The organism is Rathayibacter sp. PhB179 (assembly GCF_004345345.1).
In the GTDB taxonomy this organism is placed as follows: Bacteria; Actinomycetota; Actinomycetes; order Actinomycetales; family Microbacteriaceae; genus Rathayibacter; species Rathayibacter festucae.
In genome coordinates this window covers 209,115-224,643 of record NZ_SLVD01000005.1, presented here as the reverse complement: position 1 = coordinate 224,643, position 15,529 = coordinate 209,115, and the positions used below count along the sequence as shown (strand labels likewise).

The following is a 15,529-nucleotide window of genomic DNA, read 5'->3' as shown; positions in this document are numbered from 1 at the left end:
CCCATCCGGCGGGGACGGCCGTCACCGGCCGCCCCCGCGTGGCGGTCAGCCTTCGTAGGCGAAGGTGCGGACAGTGGCGGGCGCGCCGCCGTAGTTGACGATGCTGATGCCGTCCGCGGTGGCCCACTTGCCGCCGATGAACAGGATCGGCGCCTCCCAGGCCTGCTCGACCGCGTAGGCGTTGAGCTCCTGGTAGGTGGGCACGGCGGCCTCGAAGTCGACGGTGGAGTTCAGGGTGGCGAACAGGCCGTCGAGGGTCGGGTCGGTGAAGTGCTGCGGGTTGCGGTCGCCGTCGACGCCGTAGTGCGTGAAGGCGTCGGCGGGGTCGGAGTTGAAGCCGGTGATCTGGAAGTTCAGCCCGAATTCGCCGGACTGCAGCGCCGACTGCGCCTGCTGCGGCGGGACGGCGACCCACTCCAGGCCCAGCCCGATGTCGGTGAACGCCTGCGAGAGCGTCGACTCGATGGTGGTCGTGAGGAAGGTGCTCGGGATCTTGAAGGTGGTGCCGGTGAAGCCGGCCTCCTCGACGAGCGCCTTGCCCTTCTCGGGGTCGTAGGCGTAGGTGTCGTTCAGCGACTCGTCGTAGACCTCGCCCGCGGGGTTGAAGATCTGCTCGGTCGGCTGGCCGACGCCGCTGTAGATGCCCTTGACGATGCCCTCGCGGTCGAGCGCGTAGTTGATGGCCTGGCGCACGCGGACGTCGCCGAGGGCCGGGTTCGTGGTGCCGGCGCGGTCGAGGATGCCGATGTAGCCGACCGCCTGGACGTTGGTGTCGGTGACGGTGAAGCGGCCGGCGTCGAGCTGCGAGGAGACCTGCGACTGCACGGTCCCCGCGTTGATCTCGCCGGCCTGGAGGGCGTTGAACGCGGCGGTCGGGTCCTGGAGCACGCGGACCGTCACGGACGGGAAGGGGTAGGCGTCGGCGTTCCAGTAGTCCTCGCGCTTCTTCAGGACGTAGGAGGTGCCGGGGACCGACGCCGCGGTGTCGAGCGTGTAGGGGCCCGAGCCGACCGGGTCGGTCGCGGTCGCCGGGTCGTCCAGAGTCTCGGCGTCGCCGATCGCACCGGCGCCGAGGGCGAGGAGCCAGACGAACTGCGGGTCGTACGCGGTGAAGGAGACCTTCACGGTGAGGTCGTCCTCGGCGATGACGTCGGAGACGAGGCCGTAGCGCGGCTGGACGATCCCGGGGGTGTTCTTGCTGCGGAGCATGGTCGCGGCGACGGTCTCGGCGGTCACGGGGTCGCCGTTGCTGAAGGTCATCCCCTCACGGAGCTTCAGGGTGAGCTCCGTGCCGTCCTCGTTGTACTCCCAGCTCTCCGCCGCGTTGGGGACGAGCTCGCCGGTCGCGCTGTCGCGGGCGAGGAGCGTGTCGAGCACCGAGCCCCAGACCAGCATCTGCTGACCGTCGACCAGCTGAGCCGGGTCGAGGGAGTTGGGTGCCGAGACGGCGGCGACCTTGAGGTCGGGGGCGGCGGCGGCCCCTCCCCCGGTGGCGGGCTCGGCGGCGTCGCTCGTGCAGCCGGTGAGGACCAGGGTGCTCGCGGCCAGGAGCGCGAGGGCGGCGGCGCCTCGGCGGCGGGGCAGGGGGATCGGCATGGTGTTCATACTCCTTTGGATGAGCGGGGCGGAGACCGATTGCGCGGGAAGCGACTTCGGCGGCCGTGCGGCTAGTAAAGCAGGGGTGATCCGATTTGACAATCGATTGCCAGATCGGTGGGGAAGTGTGGTCGTATCGTTACTCGGCGAGGGCTGCGGCAGCACGCTCGACGCGCTCGAGGACCTCGCCGTCGAGGAGCGCGGGCGAGGAGCCGTGGACGAGGTCGCGTGCGGTGACGGCCGCCGGGCTCGCTCCGACGAGGCCGCGGCGCAGGGCGGCCAGGCACGCTCCGAGCGCGGCGGTGCTCCCCTCGGCGCGGCCTCCTGCGGCGAGCACGAGCTCGGCGACCGGCACGATCCTCAGCCGGAGCTTGGTCTCGGTGTCCTGCCCGATCTGCTGCAGCCGGTGCTCGATGCGGGGGTTCGCGAAGCGCTCGAGCAGCGCCTCGCGGTACTCCGGGATCCCGAGCCCGGCCGGGAGCACGCGGGCGGCGTCGTCCCAGAGGGCGTCGACCGCGGCGCGGCAGACCGGGTCGGCGACGGCCGCCGCGACGGTCTCGTGACCGCGCAGTCGTCCGAGTGCGGCGAGCAGGGTGTGCGCGCCGTTGAGGAGCCGGAGCTTGCGCGATTCCCAGGGGTCGAGGTCGTCGACGAAGCGCGCGCCGGCGCTCTCCCAGGCCGGCCGGCCGGCCGGGAAGCGGCCGCTCAGCACCCAGTCGCGGAACGGCTCGGCGACCACCGGCGCCTGGTCCCCGTAGCGGGCGCGGAGCACGGCCTCCTCCTCGGCCGAGATCCGCGGGGTGATGCGGTCGATCGAGGTGGAGACGAAAGAGGCGTGCGCGTCGAGCCAGCCGCCGAGCTCCGGAGCGATGCCGTCGGCCCAGGCCGAGACGCCGCGGGCGAGGCAACCGCCGTTGTCGGGGAGGTTGTCGCAGGAGACGATCGCGATCGGCCCGCCCCCCGCTCGGCGACGGGACTCGAGCCCGAGCAGCAGGCGGCCGAGGGCGGTCTCCGGTGCCGCGTCCTGCGGGCCGAGCCGGCCCGCGGCGACGGCGGCGAGCTCGTCGCGATCGCGGCGGACGAGCGGATCCTCGAGATCTGAGCCGCCGTCCGCCCCGAGCCGGTAGCCGATCTCGGTGATGGTGAGCGTGACGACGGCGGTGCTCTCGGCGGAGAGATCGCGCAGCAGGCTCGGCAGATCGTCACCGGCGTGCGCGCGGGCGACACTGCCGATCACCTCGGCCCGGTCGCCGTCCTCCGCGCGCTCGACGAGCGTGTAGAGCCCGTCCTGCCGGGCGAGCCGGTCGGCGAGGTCGCGGCTGCGACCGGTGTAGGCGGCGATCCCCCACTCGGCGCCGTCCTCGCTCGCCTGGGTGTACCAGGCGGTGTGCGAGCGGCTGAAGGCGCCGAGGCCGAGGTGGACGATGCGGACGGGAGGCGCGGGAACGGCGCGGGCGAGGCGAGTGGCAGGGGTGGTCGTGGTGGTGCTCACAGCTTGAAGACCCTTCTGGGCTGGTCCCCGACACCGTCGAGGAGGACGCGCTCGGCGGCGCGTGGACTGAGCCGTCCCTCGGCGACCAGGCGCGCGAGGAAGGCCGCGTCGGCGCGTCGCGCGGTGTCGTGCCGGGCGGGGATGGAGAGGAAGGCGCGGGTGTCGTCGATGAAGCCCGACCCGCGCGAGAAGCCGGCCGTCTCGGTCACCGCCGAGCGGAACCGGCCGATCGCATCGGGCGCGTCGAGGAACCACCAGGGCGCACCGATGTAGACCGACGGGTAGAAGCCGGCCAGCGGGGCGATCTCGCGCGAGTAGACGGTCTCGTCGACCGCGAAGAGCACCAGGTGGAAGTCGCGCTCGAGGCCGAAGCGCTCGAGCAGCGGCCGCAGGCCGCGGACGTAGTCGGTCGCGACGGGGAGGTCGTGCCCGGTGTCCGGGCCGAAGCGGCACCGGGTCGCGCTGCTGTGGTTGCGCAGCACTCCGGCGTGGACGGTCATCACCAGCCCGTCCTCGACGCTCATCCGGGCCATCTGCAGCAGCATGTGGGCGCGGAAGACCCCCCGCTCCTCCCCCGTCGCGGTGCCGGCGAGGACGGAGGCGAACAGCGCCTGCGCCGCGTCCCCGTCGAGGTCGACGGTGAGCGGCTGCTCGACGCCGTGGTCGGTCGAGACGGCGCCGTGGGCGAGGAAGTGGGCGCGCCGCTCCTCGAGGGCGCCGAGGTAGCCGGCGAAGGTCGTCGGCTTGCCGGTGCGGCCGAGCAGTGCCTCGACGTCCTCGCGGAAGCACTCGCCGTCGGGGTCGAGGTAGCGGTCGGGCCGGAAGGTCGGCAGGACTCGGCCCGGGAGCGTGCCGGCGAGTGCGGCATGCGAGGCGAGATCGTCGAGCGGATCGTCCGTGGTCGCGAGCACCTCGATGCCGAAGCGCTCGAAGAGTGCGCGGGGCCGGAAGTCGGGCGCTGCCAGGCGCTCGGTGATCGCATCGTAGAGACGGTCCGCCGACCCGGCGTCGAGCTCGGCGTCGACGCCGAGCACCTGCGACAGCTCCTCCTCGAGCCAGTAGCCGGAGGCGGTGCCGGCGAAGAGGTGCCAGTGCGCCCCGAGGATCCGCCAGACCTCGCGGGGATCCACCCGGTGCCCGCCGAGGCCGAGCTCGGCGTAGTCGACGCCGGCCGCGTGCAGGAGGCGGGTCACGTAGTGGTCCTTGGCGACCAGCAGGGCCACCGGGTCCTCGAAGGCGAGGTCGTCGCGGAGCAGCTCCACGGGGACGTGGCCGTGCGGGGAGAGGATCGGCGCCTGCGCGACCGCCTCGTAGAGACCGCGGGCGATCTCGCGGGTCCGCGGATCGGCCGGGAGCAGCCGGTCGGGGTCACGACGATGGGGGGAGAGCATGCCGACAGTCTGGGCAGTTGGCAATCGCTTGTCAACCGAACGCTGCACGCATCCATTCTGGATCGAACCCTCGGTGCTTCGGTGGAGTGGAACCGCTTGCCAAATCGTCGACGCGTCTGTTTCACTGGCCGTGCCCGCGCCGTCGCCGCACCGCCTGCGACGCGCTCCCCGCGGGCCAGACCGGAGAGACCGCCGCATGCGCATCGACAGAGCCGACGTCATCGTCACCAGTCCCGACCGCAACTTCGTCACCCTGAAGCTGACCACCGACGACGGCCTGACGGGCCTCGGCGATGCCACGCTCAACGGGCGCGAGCTCGCCGTCGTCGCCTACCTGCGCGAGCACGTGGTGCCGCTGCTGATCGGCCGCGACGCGTCGACCATCGAGGACACCTGGCAGTTCCTCTACCGCTCCGCCTACTGGCGCCGCGGCCCGGTGACGATGGCCGCGATCGCCGCCGTGGACATGGCCCTCTGGGACATCAAGGGCAAGGCCGCCGGCATGCCGGTCTACCAGCTGCTCGGCGGCGCCTCCCGCACCGGGCTGATGGCCTACGGGCACGCGTCGGGGAAGACGAACAGCGAGCTGTTCGACAGCATCCGCTCGCACCAGGAGCAGGGCTACCGCTCGATCCGCGTGCAGACAGCCGTGCCGGGGCTGAAGTCGATCTACGGCATCGCCTCGAACATCACCGCCGAGGCGAACAAGGGCGTCCGCTACGACCACGAGCCGGCCCAGCGCGGCGGCCTGCCGGCCGAGGAGGACTGGGACACCCGCTCCTACCTGCGGCACCTGCCGACCGTGTTCGAGGCGGTGCGCAACGAGTTCGGCCCCGAGCTGCCGCTGCTGCACGACGGCCACCACCGGATGACGCCGATCCAGGCCGCGAAGCTCGGCAAGTCGCTCGAGCCGTACGACCTGTTCTGGCTCGAGGACTGCACGCCGGCCGAGAACCAGGAGGCGCTGCGCCTGGTCCGCCAGCACACCACCACGCCGCTCGCGATCGGCGAGATCTTCAACACCGTCTGGGATTTCAAGGACCTCATCCGCGAGCAGCTCATCGACTACGTCCGCGGCGCCGTCACGCACATGGGCGGCATCACCGCGCTGAAGAAGACCCTCGAGTACGCGGCGCAGTACCAGATCAAGTCCGGCATGCACGGGCCCACCGACATCTCGCCCATCGGCATGGCCGCCGCGATGCACCTGGGCCTGGCGATCCACAACTTCGGCATCCAGGAGTACATGCAGCACGGCGAGAAGACGAACGCGACGTTCCAGCAGTCCTTCACCTGGACCGACGGCTTCCTGCACCCCGGCGACGAGCCCGGCCTGGGCGTCGAGCTCGACGTCGACGAGGCGGGCAAGTACCCCTACGTGCAGGCCTACCTGCCCTACAACCGGCTCGCCGACGGCACCGTCCACGACTGGTGACCGTCGACCCCTCGATCGTCGATCCCTCGACGGTCGTATCCTCGATCGGAGAAGAGCACACCGTGAGCACGACAGCCCCCGTCACCGCCGGCAGCACGATCGGCGAATGGCTCGACCACCCGAAGGGCGGGCCGCTCGTCCGCGCCCTTCTCGCGCAGAGCGGCACGCAGGAGGAGATGCTCGCGCCGCTGCGCGGCCTCCCGCTGCAGCAGCTCGTCGCCGTCAGCAACGGGCAGATGCCGCAGTCGGTGATCGACGAGCTGGTGCTCGCCGCGAACGACGGAGTCCTCCCCGCCGACGCCGAGCCCTCCGGCTGGGCCGAGCAGGTGACGCCCGGACGCTTCGCCGGCCGTACGGTCGTCGTGACCGGCGCAGCCTCGGGCATCGGCCGCGCCACCGCCTCCCGGATCGCCCGCGAGGGCGGCCGCGTCTTCGCCGTCGACGTCTCGGCGGAGCGGCTCGACGAGCTGGTGGCGAGCCACTCCGGTCTCGAGGTCGTCGCGGTGCGCGCCGACATCACGGCGCAGGCCGATGTCGACGCGATCGTCGCCGCGGCGGACGGCCGGATCGACGCCCTCGCGAACGTCGCCGGCATCAACGACGACTTCTCCCCCGCGCACGAGACCAGCGACGCCGTCTGGGACCGCGTCATCGGGATCAACCTGACCGGTCCGTTCAAGGTGCTCCGCGCGGTGCTGCCGACGATGCTCGCCGTCGGCCGGGGCTCGGTGGTCAACGTCGCCAGCGAGGCGGCGCTGCGCGGGAACAGCTCCGGCAACGCCTACACGGTCTCCAAGCACGGCGTCCTCGGCCTGACCCGCTCGGCGGCCTTCATGTACGGTCCGCAGGGGATCCGGGTGAACGCAGTCGCTCCCGGCGGGGTCGCCACCGGCATCCCGATGCCGCCGACCATGTCTGAGCAGGGCTCCGCCCGGCTGCAGCCCTTCCAGGCGATGATCCCCACGATCGCGACCGCCGAGCAGCTCGCCGCGTCGATCTGCTTCCTGCTCTCGGACGACGGCGTGAACATCAACGGCGCCGTCCTTGCCTCCGACGGCGGCTGGTCCGTCCAGTGACCGCCGATCCAGCCGTGAGCCACGATCGTCCCTTCCCGCGGATCGAGCGCCGCGGCTCCGGCTCGCGGCTGATCGTCGACGGCGAGCCGTTTCTCGCGCTCGGCGGCGAGCTGCACAACTCCAGCCCGTCGAGTCCCGCGTACCTCGCTCCCGTCTGGGACCGCCTCGCGGCCGCCGGTGTGCGCTCGGTCATCGGCGCCGCCAGCTGGCAGCTCGTCGAGCCGGAGGAAGGGGTCTTCGACTTCCTCGCCGTGGACGACCAGATCGTCCAGGCGCGGGCGCGCGGGATCCGGCTGATCCTGATCTGGTTCGGCTCGTACAAGAACGCCGAGTCTTCCTACGCGCCGAGCTGGGTGCGCCGCGACGAGGCTCGCTTCCCGCGGGCCGAGCGCGACGAGGAGAACCTGCTGACCGGCCGCTTCAGCCTCGACGGGCCGATCCTCAGCGTCTTCGGCGAGGACCTGCTCCGCGCCGACGCGCGCGCCTTCACCGCGCTGATGGCGCACCTGCGCGAGGTCGATCCCGAGCACACCGTCATCGCCGTGCAGGTGCAGAACGAGGTCGGCCTGCTCGGCGACAGCCGCGACCGCAGTCCGCTCGCGGAGGCGGCCTGGTCCGCTCCGGTGCCGCCGGCACTGCTCGACGGGCTGGCCGAGCGCGGCGACGCCCTGCAGCCGTGGCTCCGCGAGCTGTGGACCGCGCAGGGCGCGCGCTCCTCCGGCAGCTGGGCGGAGGTGTTCGGCAGCGGCCGGGAAGCCGACGAGGTCTTCATGGCCTGGGCCTTCAGCCGGTTCGTGAACCACGTGGCAGGAGCCGGCGAGCGCGAGTACCCGCTGCCGATGTTCACCAACGCCTGGCTCGGACCGCAGCCGAACGCTGCGGAGCCTGGGCAGTACCCCAGCGGCGGACCGGTGGCGCGGATGATCGACGTCTGGCAGATCGGCGCACCGACGCTCGCGCTGCTCGCGCCAGACATCTACATCGAGGACTTCGCGGGGGCCGTCGCCTCGTTCGACGTCGCAGGCAATGCGATCCTCGTGCCGGAGGCGCGCCCCGAGCCGGGACTGGCGAGCGTGGCCGTCGGCGCCCACGGGGCGCTCGGCTTCCACGTCTTCGGGATCGAGGACGTGCTCGAGCGCGAGGAGCTCTTCCGGGAGTTCGAGGTCCTGCAGTCGCTGTCGTCCGTGATCACGGACGCGCAGATCGACGGTCGGATCTACGGCTTCCGGCTCGCCACCGGTGCGAGTGAGACGGTCGAGCTGGGCGGCTACTCCGTCACGGTCTCCGGCCCGCTCGACACCCGCGGCATGTTCGGCGAGGGCACGGGCGACTCCGCCGCGGTCGTCACCGGCTACGGCGTCGTGATCCACCTCGGCGGGGACGAGTTCCTCGTCGCCGCTCGCGGCGCCACCGTCCGCTTCTCCCGGCCAGGCGAGCTCGTCGAGTGGGACACGCTGACCGAGGAGACCTTCGTCGACGGGCAGTGGCGGCCGGGCCGCACGCTGAACGGGGACGAGCGCTACTTCATGTTCCCGACCCACGACCTCCGGGTCGTGCGGATCGAGCTCCTCCGCCGTCCGATCAGGGCGAGGCGATGAGCCGCAGGAACACGTCGAGCAGCGGCAGCGCGCGGCGGCCGGGGTCGAGCAGCGACTGGATGCGCAGGCCGTCGATCATCGCCAGGACGAGGGTGATCTTCTCGTCCGCGGTGACCTCCTCGCCGTCCTCCGCCGCTGCGAGCCGGGTGGTGGAGAAGTAGCCGCGGACCCGGTCGCGCCGCTGCACGAAGAAGTCGTGCGCGGGGTGGCCGGGGTCCGTGGCGGCGATCGTGATCGCGAGCCAGTTGCGCTGCTGCTCCGGATGCGCGAACTCCTCCGCGAAGACGCTCGAGAGCACCTGCTCCGGCGAGTGCTCGGAGGCGAGGATCCGCTCGGCGAGCGCGATGTCGTCGGCGTCGCGCTGCCGGAGGGCCTCGAGCAGCAGCTCGTCCTTGGTGGCGAAGTGGCGCAGCAGGGCGGCGTGGGTGAGGTTCGCGCGGGAGGCGATGTCGCGCAGCGAGGCCCGCTCGAAGCCGTGCTCGGCGAAGCTCGCCGACGCGGCGCGGACGATCTCCGCCTTCCGCGCCGGGGTGGACGCGTAGGGCCCTCGACGGCCGCGGGTCGGCGCGTCGGCCTGCTCAGTTCCGGTCGTCATGGGCTCCTCCTCCGTCGCAGGGAGTTCACTCCCGCTGTCGCTTGTCAAAGCTAACCACACTGGTTACAGTTCGAAAGGTGACCACGGTGGTCACCATTCACCGGAGCACCGACGCTCCGGTCCCCGCGACGCCGCGGGCGCACGCCACCTGATGAAGGAGTCTCGGTGACCACGCACGATCCCGAAGTCCACGTCCCCGCCGGCGCTGGGACCTCCCCCGCCGCTCCGGCCGCCGAGCCAGGGGCGGTGCCACCGATCGACCTGGTGAGCCCCGCTGCGGCCGAGGCGCAGAAGCCGGTCAGCCGCAGCTACATCCTCTGGCTGATGCTCGCCAGCTTCGGCGGCTCGATGGCGATGATGGTGCCGCTCTCCTACGGCATCGCACTGCGGATCTCGGAGCTCGCCCCCGGGCAGGAGCAGCTGCTCGGCGTCATCACCGGCATCGCCCAGGTCGTCTACCTGCTGATCAGCCCGCTCGTCGGGCTGTGGAGCGACCGGACCCGCTCGCGCTGGGGCCGCCGCACGCCGTTCCTCTTCCTCGGCGCGGGCATCGGCCTCACGGGCCTCCTGCTGATGGGCTTCGCGCCGAACCTGCTCCTGGTCGGCTGCGGCTGGGTCCTCGGCATGGCGGGCTGGTCGATCTCCGGGGCCGCCGTGCAGACGCTGCAGGCGGACAAGCTGCCCGACTCGCAGCGCGGGAAGGTCTCGGCGCTGACCAACCTGATGAACCAGGTCGCCCCCATCCTCGGCATCGGAATCGCCTACGCCGTGTCCTCGAGCACGCTCCTCGTCTTCGCGATCCCCGGCCTGATCGGCGCGATCCTGATCGCGGTGTTCCCCTTCGTCAAGCCGGAGGGCAGCTCGAAGTCCCTTCCCGCCGGTGCGACCGTCACCCTCGGCTCCGTGGTGCGCAGCTACGGCTTCGACGTCCGCCGCTACCCCGACTTCTCCTGGAACTGGCTCGGCCGCTTCGTCTTCTTCATCGGCCTCTACTTCAACACCACGTTCGGCACCTTCTTCTACGCGCAGCGGCTCGACCTGCCCGTCCGCGAGGTCGCCGGAGTCGTGGCCAGCATCGGCATGCTCGGCGTCGTCGCCGCGACCGGCGGGGCGCTGCTCGGCGGCTTCCTCTCCGACCGGCTGAAGCGCCGCCGGCTCTTCGTCGCGATCTCGGCCGTCGTCTTCGTCGGCGGCGCCGTCACGGAGGCGTTCGCCTGGTCGCTGCCCCAGCTGATCATCGGCGCGGTGCTCATGCAGCTGGCGATCGCCATCTTCGCGACCGTCGACCAGGCGATCATCTTCGCGATCCTCCCCGACCGGAGCGAGGCCGGCCGCTACATGGCCGTCGTCGCCTTCGCCCAGAAGATCCCGAGCGCTCTCGCCCCGCTGATCGCCGCGGCGATCATCAGCATCGGCGCGATCGGCGCCGAGAAGAACTACACGCTGCTCTACCTGGTCGGCGCGTCCTTCGCGCTGATCGGCGGGCTGATGATCGCGGCCAAGGTCAAGGCGGTCCGATGAGCGCCCACGACGAGCAGGTCCCATCCGCTCCCTTCGCCCTGACGGTCGACAGCGGCGGAGACCGCGTGCCCACCACGACCGGCTCGCCCCGACTCTCCTGGAAGCTGCCCGTCGGCGGCGCCGCCGAGCGCTACGAGATCGACGCCGTCGTCGACGACCGGCTGCTGCCCGTCGCCCACGCCACTGCGTCGACCTTCGTCGCATGGCCCTGGGCCGCCCTCCCCAGCCGCAGCCGGGTCGAGTGGCGGGTCCGCGCGGAGCGGCCGGGCGCGGCGTGGTCGCGCTGGGCCGCCTTCGAGGTGGGCCTGCTCGCCGAGGACTGGACCGCGCCGTGGATCTCCCCCGCCCCGACCGCCACCGACGACGAGGGACCCGCCGGCCGCCGGCCCGCGCACCTGCTCTCCGTCGAGATTGAGCTCGAGCAGGAGGTCCGCAGCGCACGCCTCTACTCGACCGCGCTGGGCCTGTACACCGCGACGATCAACGGCAGCCGCATCGGCGCCGTGGAGCTCTCCCCCGGCTCCACCTCCTACGACCGCACCCTGCACGCTCAGGCGGCCGACGTGACCGACGCTCTGCGCACCGGCGTGAACCGCGTCGAGGTCGAGCTCTCCGACGGCTGGTACCGCGGCGAGGTCGGTGCCTTCCGGGTCCCCGCTGAATGGGGCACGACCCTCGGCTTCCGCGCCGAGCTGCACCTCGAACTCGGCGACGGCAGCCACCGCGTCATCGGCACCGGCGACTCCTGGACGAGCGCGCCCTCCCGCATCACGGGCGCCGGCCTCATGGACGGGCAGACGCTCGACCTCACGGCGGCCGAGGCGCCGGCGCGGCCCGTCCTGGTCGATGTCGTCGACGCCCCGGCGATCGAGTGGTCGCCCGCTCCGCCGGTCCGCGTGATCGAGGCCCGAGGGCCGGTCGGCGCCCGCGAGGTCCGCCCGGGAGTCTGGGTGCTCGACTTCGGGCAGAACGCCTCCGGCCGGCTCCGGCTCGAGGAGCTCGGCCCCGAGGGCACCCGGACCGTCCTCGAGTTCGGCGAGCACTGCGGCCCGGACGGCGACCTCTCCACGGCGCACCTCGACTCCCACCGCCCCGGCGAGCCGGCCACGCTGTTCGTCCAGCGCGACGAGGTCGTCGCCGGAGCGACCGCCGAGGCCTTCGAGCCGCGGCACACCGTGCACGGCTTCCAATACGCGCGGATCACCCGCCACGGCGCGCCGTTCGACCCCTCGACCGTCTCGATGCGCATCGTGCACACCGATCTGGACAGCGCCGGCACCTTCGCGTGCAGCGACCCCGACCTGGTCCGCCTGCACGAGATCGCCGAGTGGAGCTTCCGCGGCAACGCCGTGGACGTGCCGACCGACTGCCCGACCCGCGAGCGGCTCGCCTGGTCCGGGGACTACCAGGTGTTCGTGTCCACGGCGACGCGCCTCTTCGACGTGCACGGCTTCACCCGCAAGTGGCTGCGCTCCGTCCGCGACGACCAGCTCGACGACGGCCGGATCACGAACTTCTCTCCCGACGGCCGCCGCATCAAGCACCACGTCGACCAGCAGTTCGCGCAGATGACCGGCTCCGCCGGCTGGGGCGACGCGATCGTCGCCGTGCCCTGGGAGCTGTACCGCGACTCCGGCGACCGGCTGGTCCTAGAGGAGAACGTCGCGGCGATGATCCGCTGGGTGGAGTGGGCGCTGGAGCAGGCGCGCACCAAGCGCCACCACGTCCGGGTGCAGCGCTCCCCCGAGCCGGAGTGGTTCGAGGAGTTCCTCTGGGACGGCACCTTCCACTGGGGCGAGTGGATCGAGCCGCGCGAGCACGACGCCGACGGCCGGCCGATCGACCCGGTGCAGGCCGACCCGATGGCCTGGTTCACCGCCGACAAGGGCGAGGTGGGCACCGCCTACCTGCACCGCTCGACCGCGACCCTCGCCCGCATCACCGGTCTGCTCGGCCGAACCGCCGACGCCGACCGCTACGCCGCGCTCGCGGAGCGCATCCGCGAGGCCTGGCAGGCGGCCTACCTCGGCGCGGACGGGATCACCTCGGTCGACTCGCAGGCCTCCTACGTCCGCGCGCTGTCCTTCGGGCTCGTCCCCGAGCACCTGCGGGCCCCGGCCGCCGATCGGCTCGTCGACCTCGTCCACGCCGCCGACGACCACCTCGGCACCGGCTTCCTCTCCACCGGCGACCTGCTGCCGGTGCTGACCGAGACCGGGTACGCCGACGTCGCCTACTCCCTGCTGCGCCGGCGCACCGCGCCGTCCTGGCTGCACATGCTCGATCGCGGCGCCACCACGGTCTGGGAGGACTGGGAGGGGATCGACGACGCGGGCCAGGCCCACGAGTCGCTCAACCACTACAGCAAGGGCGCGGTCGTCCGCTTCCTGCACAGCCACCTGCTCGGGCTGCGCCAGGACGAGGACTCGACCGGCTGGCGCTCCGTCGTCGTCGCGCCCGTCCCCGGCCCGGACCTCGACTGGGCCCGCGGAACCCACGAGTCGCCGCAGGGCACCCTCCGCGTCGAGTGGCGCCGCGAGGGCGACGACCTCGTCGTCGACGTCGACCTGCCCGAGGGCACCACCGGACGGCTGCTCTTCCCCGACGGGCACGAGCTCCCCCTGACCCCGGGTGCGACCCGCGCCGCCCGGCCGCTGCTCACCACCTCCGCCGCACCCGACCACGACGCCGCGCTCGCGACGGCGCAGACCGAAGGACGATCATGACCGCTTTCCCGAACGGCTTCCTCTGGGGCTCCGCTACCGCCGGCCACCAGATCGAGGGCAACAACACGAACAGCGACTGGTGGGCCCGCGAGCAGCTGATGCCCGGCATGGAGCTCTCCGGCGACGCCTGCGACAGCTACCACCGCTACCGCGAGGACATCGCGCTGCTCGCCGACGCCGGCCTCACCGCCTACCGCTTCAGCCTCGAGTGGTCGCGGATCGAGCCCGTGCGCGGGCACTTCTCCCGGGCCGAGCTCGCCCACTACCGCCGGATGATCGAGTTCTGCTTCGAGCGCGGCGTCACCCCCGTCGTCACCCTGCAGCACTTCACCACCCCGCAGTGGTTCGCCGAGAACGGCGGCTGGACCGCCGAGGACGCCTCGACGCTGTTCGAGCGGTTCGTCACGGAGGCGACGACGATCCTCGACGGCGTCGAGTGGGTCGTGACCATGAACGAGCCGAACATGCAGGCCGCCATCATGACCGCGATGCGCCGCCTCAGCGAGGCCGGCAGCGGCGAGTGGCAGAGCCCGACCGTCGAGGCGACCGACGAGGGAGGCGGAGAGAAGAAGTCCCACGGCGACTTCCTCACCTACGCCGACCCGGAACTCGGCCGGATGTTCACCCGCATCCACCACGCCGCCCGCGCCATCGTGCGCGAGCGCACCTCGGCCAAGGTCGGCTGGACCATCGCCGCCGGCGCACTGACCGCCGCCCCCGGCGGCGAGGAGAAGCTGCTCGAGATCCGCCTCGGCAAGGAGGACGTCTACTGGGAGGGCAGCCGCGGCGACGACTTCGTCGGCGTGCAGGCCTACTCCAGCCAGGAGGTGGACGCGCGCGGTCTCGTCCCGCACCCGCCGCACCCCGACAACACCCTCGTCGGCACCGCCTACCGCCCCGACGCGCTCGCGATGGCGGTGCGCCACGCCTGGGCGGTGACGCAGGGCGTCCCCGTCCTGGTCACCGAGAACGGCATCGCGACCGCGGACGACGGCCAGCGGATCCGCTACACCGAGGAGGCGCTGCAGGGCCTCGCCGACACCATCGACGAGGGCGTCGACGTGCGCGGCTACCTGCACTGGTCGCTCCTCGACAATTTCGAGTGGGGCCACTGGGAGCCCACATTCGGCCTGATCGCCGTCGACCGCGAGACCTTCGTCCGCTCGCCCAAGCCCAGCCTCGCCTGGCTCGGCCGGGTCGCCGCGGAGAACGCGCTCGGCGCGGAGGTCGCCCGATGAGCGCCGCGTTCGCCGACGCGACCGCCGTCCCCGTCGCGCAGCTGCTCGACCTGACCGGGCGCCGCGCGGTCGTCACCGGCGGCGCCCAGGGCCTCGGCCGGGCGATCGCCGCCCGGCTCGCCGAGGCCGGAGCCGCCGTCGCGGTCGCCGACCTCGACGTGGGCCGGGCCGAGGCCGCAGCGTCGGGGCTGCCGGCCGGCTCGCGCGCCCTCGGGGTGCGGATGGACGTGACCGACTCCGCCTCCGTCGCCGAGGCGGCCGCCCACGTCGAGGCCGAGCTCGGCGGCATCGACATCTGGGTCAACAACGCCGGGATCTTCCCGGCCGTCCCGGTGACGCAGATGTCCGACGAGACCTGGGAGCAGGTCTTCGCGGTGAACACCCGCGGCGTCTTCCACGGCTCCCGCGAGGCCGCCCGCCGGATGACCGACGGCGGCGTGATCGTCAACATCGTCTCGACCGCCGGCTTCCGCGGCACCGCGCCGGGACTCGCTGCCTACGTCGGGTCCAAGCACGCCGTCCGGGGCATGACGAAGCAGATGGCGCTCGAGTTCGCCCCGCTGGGGATCCGCGTGCTCGGCGTCGCGCCCACCTTCGTCCCCACCGAGGGCAACCTGGCCGCCGCGGCCGCGGGAGCCGCGGCGCTCGGCGACGGCCCCGCTCCGGACCTGCCGGTGATGACCAGCAGCCTGATCGGCCGGATCGGCACGCCGGACGACATCGCGCGCGTCGTCCTCTTCGCCACGAGCGACCTCGCCTCGATCATGACCGGCAGCACCCTGCTCGCCGACGCCGGCCAGACGATCTGAGAAGCGGCGGCAGCGACCGCGCCCCGGGCTCCACGTCCGGGGCGCGGTCGCG

11 protein-coding genes are annotated in these 15,529 nt (G+C 72.4%); 7 read left to right on the top strand and 4 right to left on the bottom strand.

What is annotated here, in order from left to right; translation table 11 throughout:
• Window positions 1-45 precede the first annotated feature (45 nt).
• The 3 genes from EDF43_RS12430 to uxaC all read right to left on the bottom strand — a co-directional run bounded on the left by EDF43_RS12430 (window position 46) and on the right by uxaC (window position 4,479).
• The gene (locus EDF43_RS12430) at window positions 46-1,596 is read right to left on the bottom strand and encodes an ABC transporter substrate-binding protein (protein ID WP_165909092.1); all 1,551 of its coding nucleotides are present in this window, start codon (window positions 1,594-1,596) and stop codon (window positions 46-48) included.
• A gap of 139 nt (window positions 1,597-1,735) precedes the next feature.
• Window positions 1,736-3,088 carry a mannitol dehydrogenase family protein gene (locus tag EDF43_RS12425; RefSeq protein ID WP_132437164.1) on the bottom strand — a complete coding sequence of 451 codons (1,353 nt, stop codon included), beginning with the start codon at window positions 3,086-3,088 and terminating at the stop codon, window positions 1,736-1,738.
• The gene (gene uxaC / locus EDF43_RS12420; RefSeq protein ID WP_132437163.1) at window positions 3,085-4,479 is read right to left on the bottom strand and encodes a glucuronate isomerase; all 1,395 of its coding nucleotides are present in this window, start codon (window positions 4,477-4,479) and stop codon (window positions 3,085-3,087) included. The genes EDF43_RS12425 and uxaC overlap by 4 nt, the downstream gene beginning before the upstream one ends.
• A 196-nt stretch (window positions 4,480-4,675) precedes the next feature.
• Between uxaC and manD the strand changes: the two genes are divergently transcribed.
• The 3 genes from manD to EDF43_RS12405 all read left to right on the top strand — a co-directional run bounded on the left by manD (window position 4,676) and on the right by EDF43_RS12405 (window position 8,588).
• A complete protein-coding gene (manD, locus tag EDF43_RS12415; RefSeq protein ID WP_132437162.1) occupies window positions 4,676-5,914 on the top strand; it encodes a D-mannonate dehydratase ManD in 1,239 nt (412 codons plus the stop codon).
• 62 nt (window positions 5,915-5,976) lie between these two features.
• Window positions 5,977-6,990, top strand: coding sequence for an SDR family oxidoreductase (locus EDF43_RS12410; protein WP_132437161.1), 1,014 nt, complete (start codon window positions 5,977-5,979; stop codon window positions 6,988-6,990).
• A gap of 14 nt (window positions 6,991-7,004) precedes the next feature.
• A complete protein-coding gene (locus EDF43_RS12405) occupies window positions 7,005-8,588 on the top strand; it encodes a DUF5597 domain-containing protein (RefSeq protein WP_207901731.1) in 1,584 nt (527 codons plus the stop codon).
• Here the strand turns inward: EDF43_RS12405 and EDF43_RS12400 are convergent.
• Window positions 8,572-9,183 (bottom strand): TetR/AcrR family transcriptional regulator, encoded by a 612-nt coding sequence (locus EDF43_RS12400; RefSeq protein ID WP_132437160.1) that lies wholly within the window; start codon window positions 9,181-9,183, stop codon window positions 8,572-8,574. The two genes, EDF43_RS12405 and EDF43_RS12400, sit on opposite strands and share 17 nt — an antisense overlap.
• A 165-nt stretch (window positions 9,184-9,348) precedes the next feature.
• Between EDF43_RS12400 and EDF43_RS12395 the strand changes: the two genes are divergently transcribed.
• Genes EDF43_RS12395 through EDF43_RS12380 form a run of 4 tightly spaced genes read left to right on the top strand, consistent with a single transcriptional unit; the run spans window position 9,349 to window position 15,477 of the window.
• A complete protein-coding gene (locus EDF43_RS12395) occupies window positions 9,349-10,704 on the top strand; it encodes an MFS transporter (RefSeq protein WP_243646302.1) in 1,356 nt (451 codons plus the stop codon).
• Window positions 10,701-13,430, top strand: a complete 2,730-nt coding sequence (locus EDF43_RS12390; protein WP_132437159.1) for an alpha-L-rhamnosidase — start codon at window positions 10,701-10,703, stop codon at window positions 13,428-13,430. The genes EDF43_RS12395 and EDF43_RS12390 overlap by 4 nt, the downstream gene beginning before the upstream one ends.
• Window positions 13,427-14,668, top strand: coding sequence for a family 1 glycosylhydrolase (locus EDF43_RS12385; protein WP_132437158.1), 1,242 nt, complete (start codon window positions 13,427-13,429; stop codon window positions 14,666-14,668). The genes EDF43_RS12390 and EDF43_RS12385 overlap by 4 nt, the downstream gene beginning before the upstream one ends.
• Window positions 14,665-15,477: an SDR family oxidoreductase gene (locus EDF43_RS12380; RefSeq protein WP_132437157.1), complete on the top strand. Its 813-nt coding sequence runs from the start codon at window positions 14,665-14,667 to the stop codon at window positions 15,475-15,477. The genes EDF43_RS12385 and EDF43_RS12380 overlap by 4 nt, the downstream gene beginning before the upstream one ends.
• Window positions 15,478-15,529 lie beyond the last annotated feature (52 nt).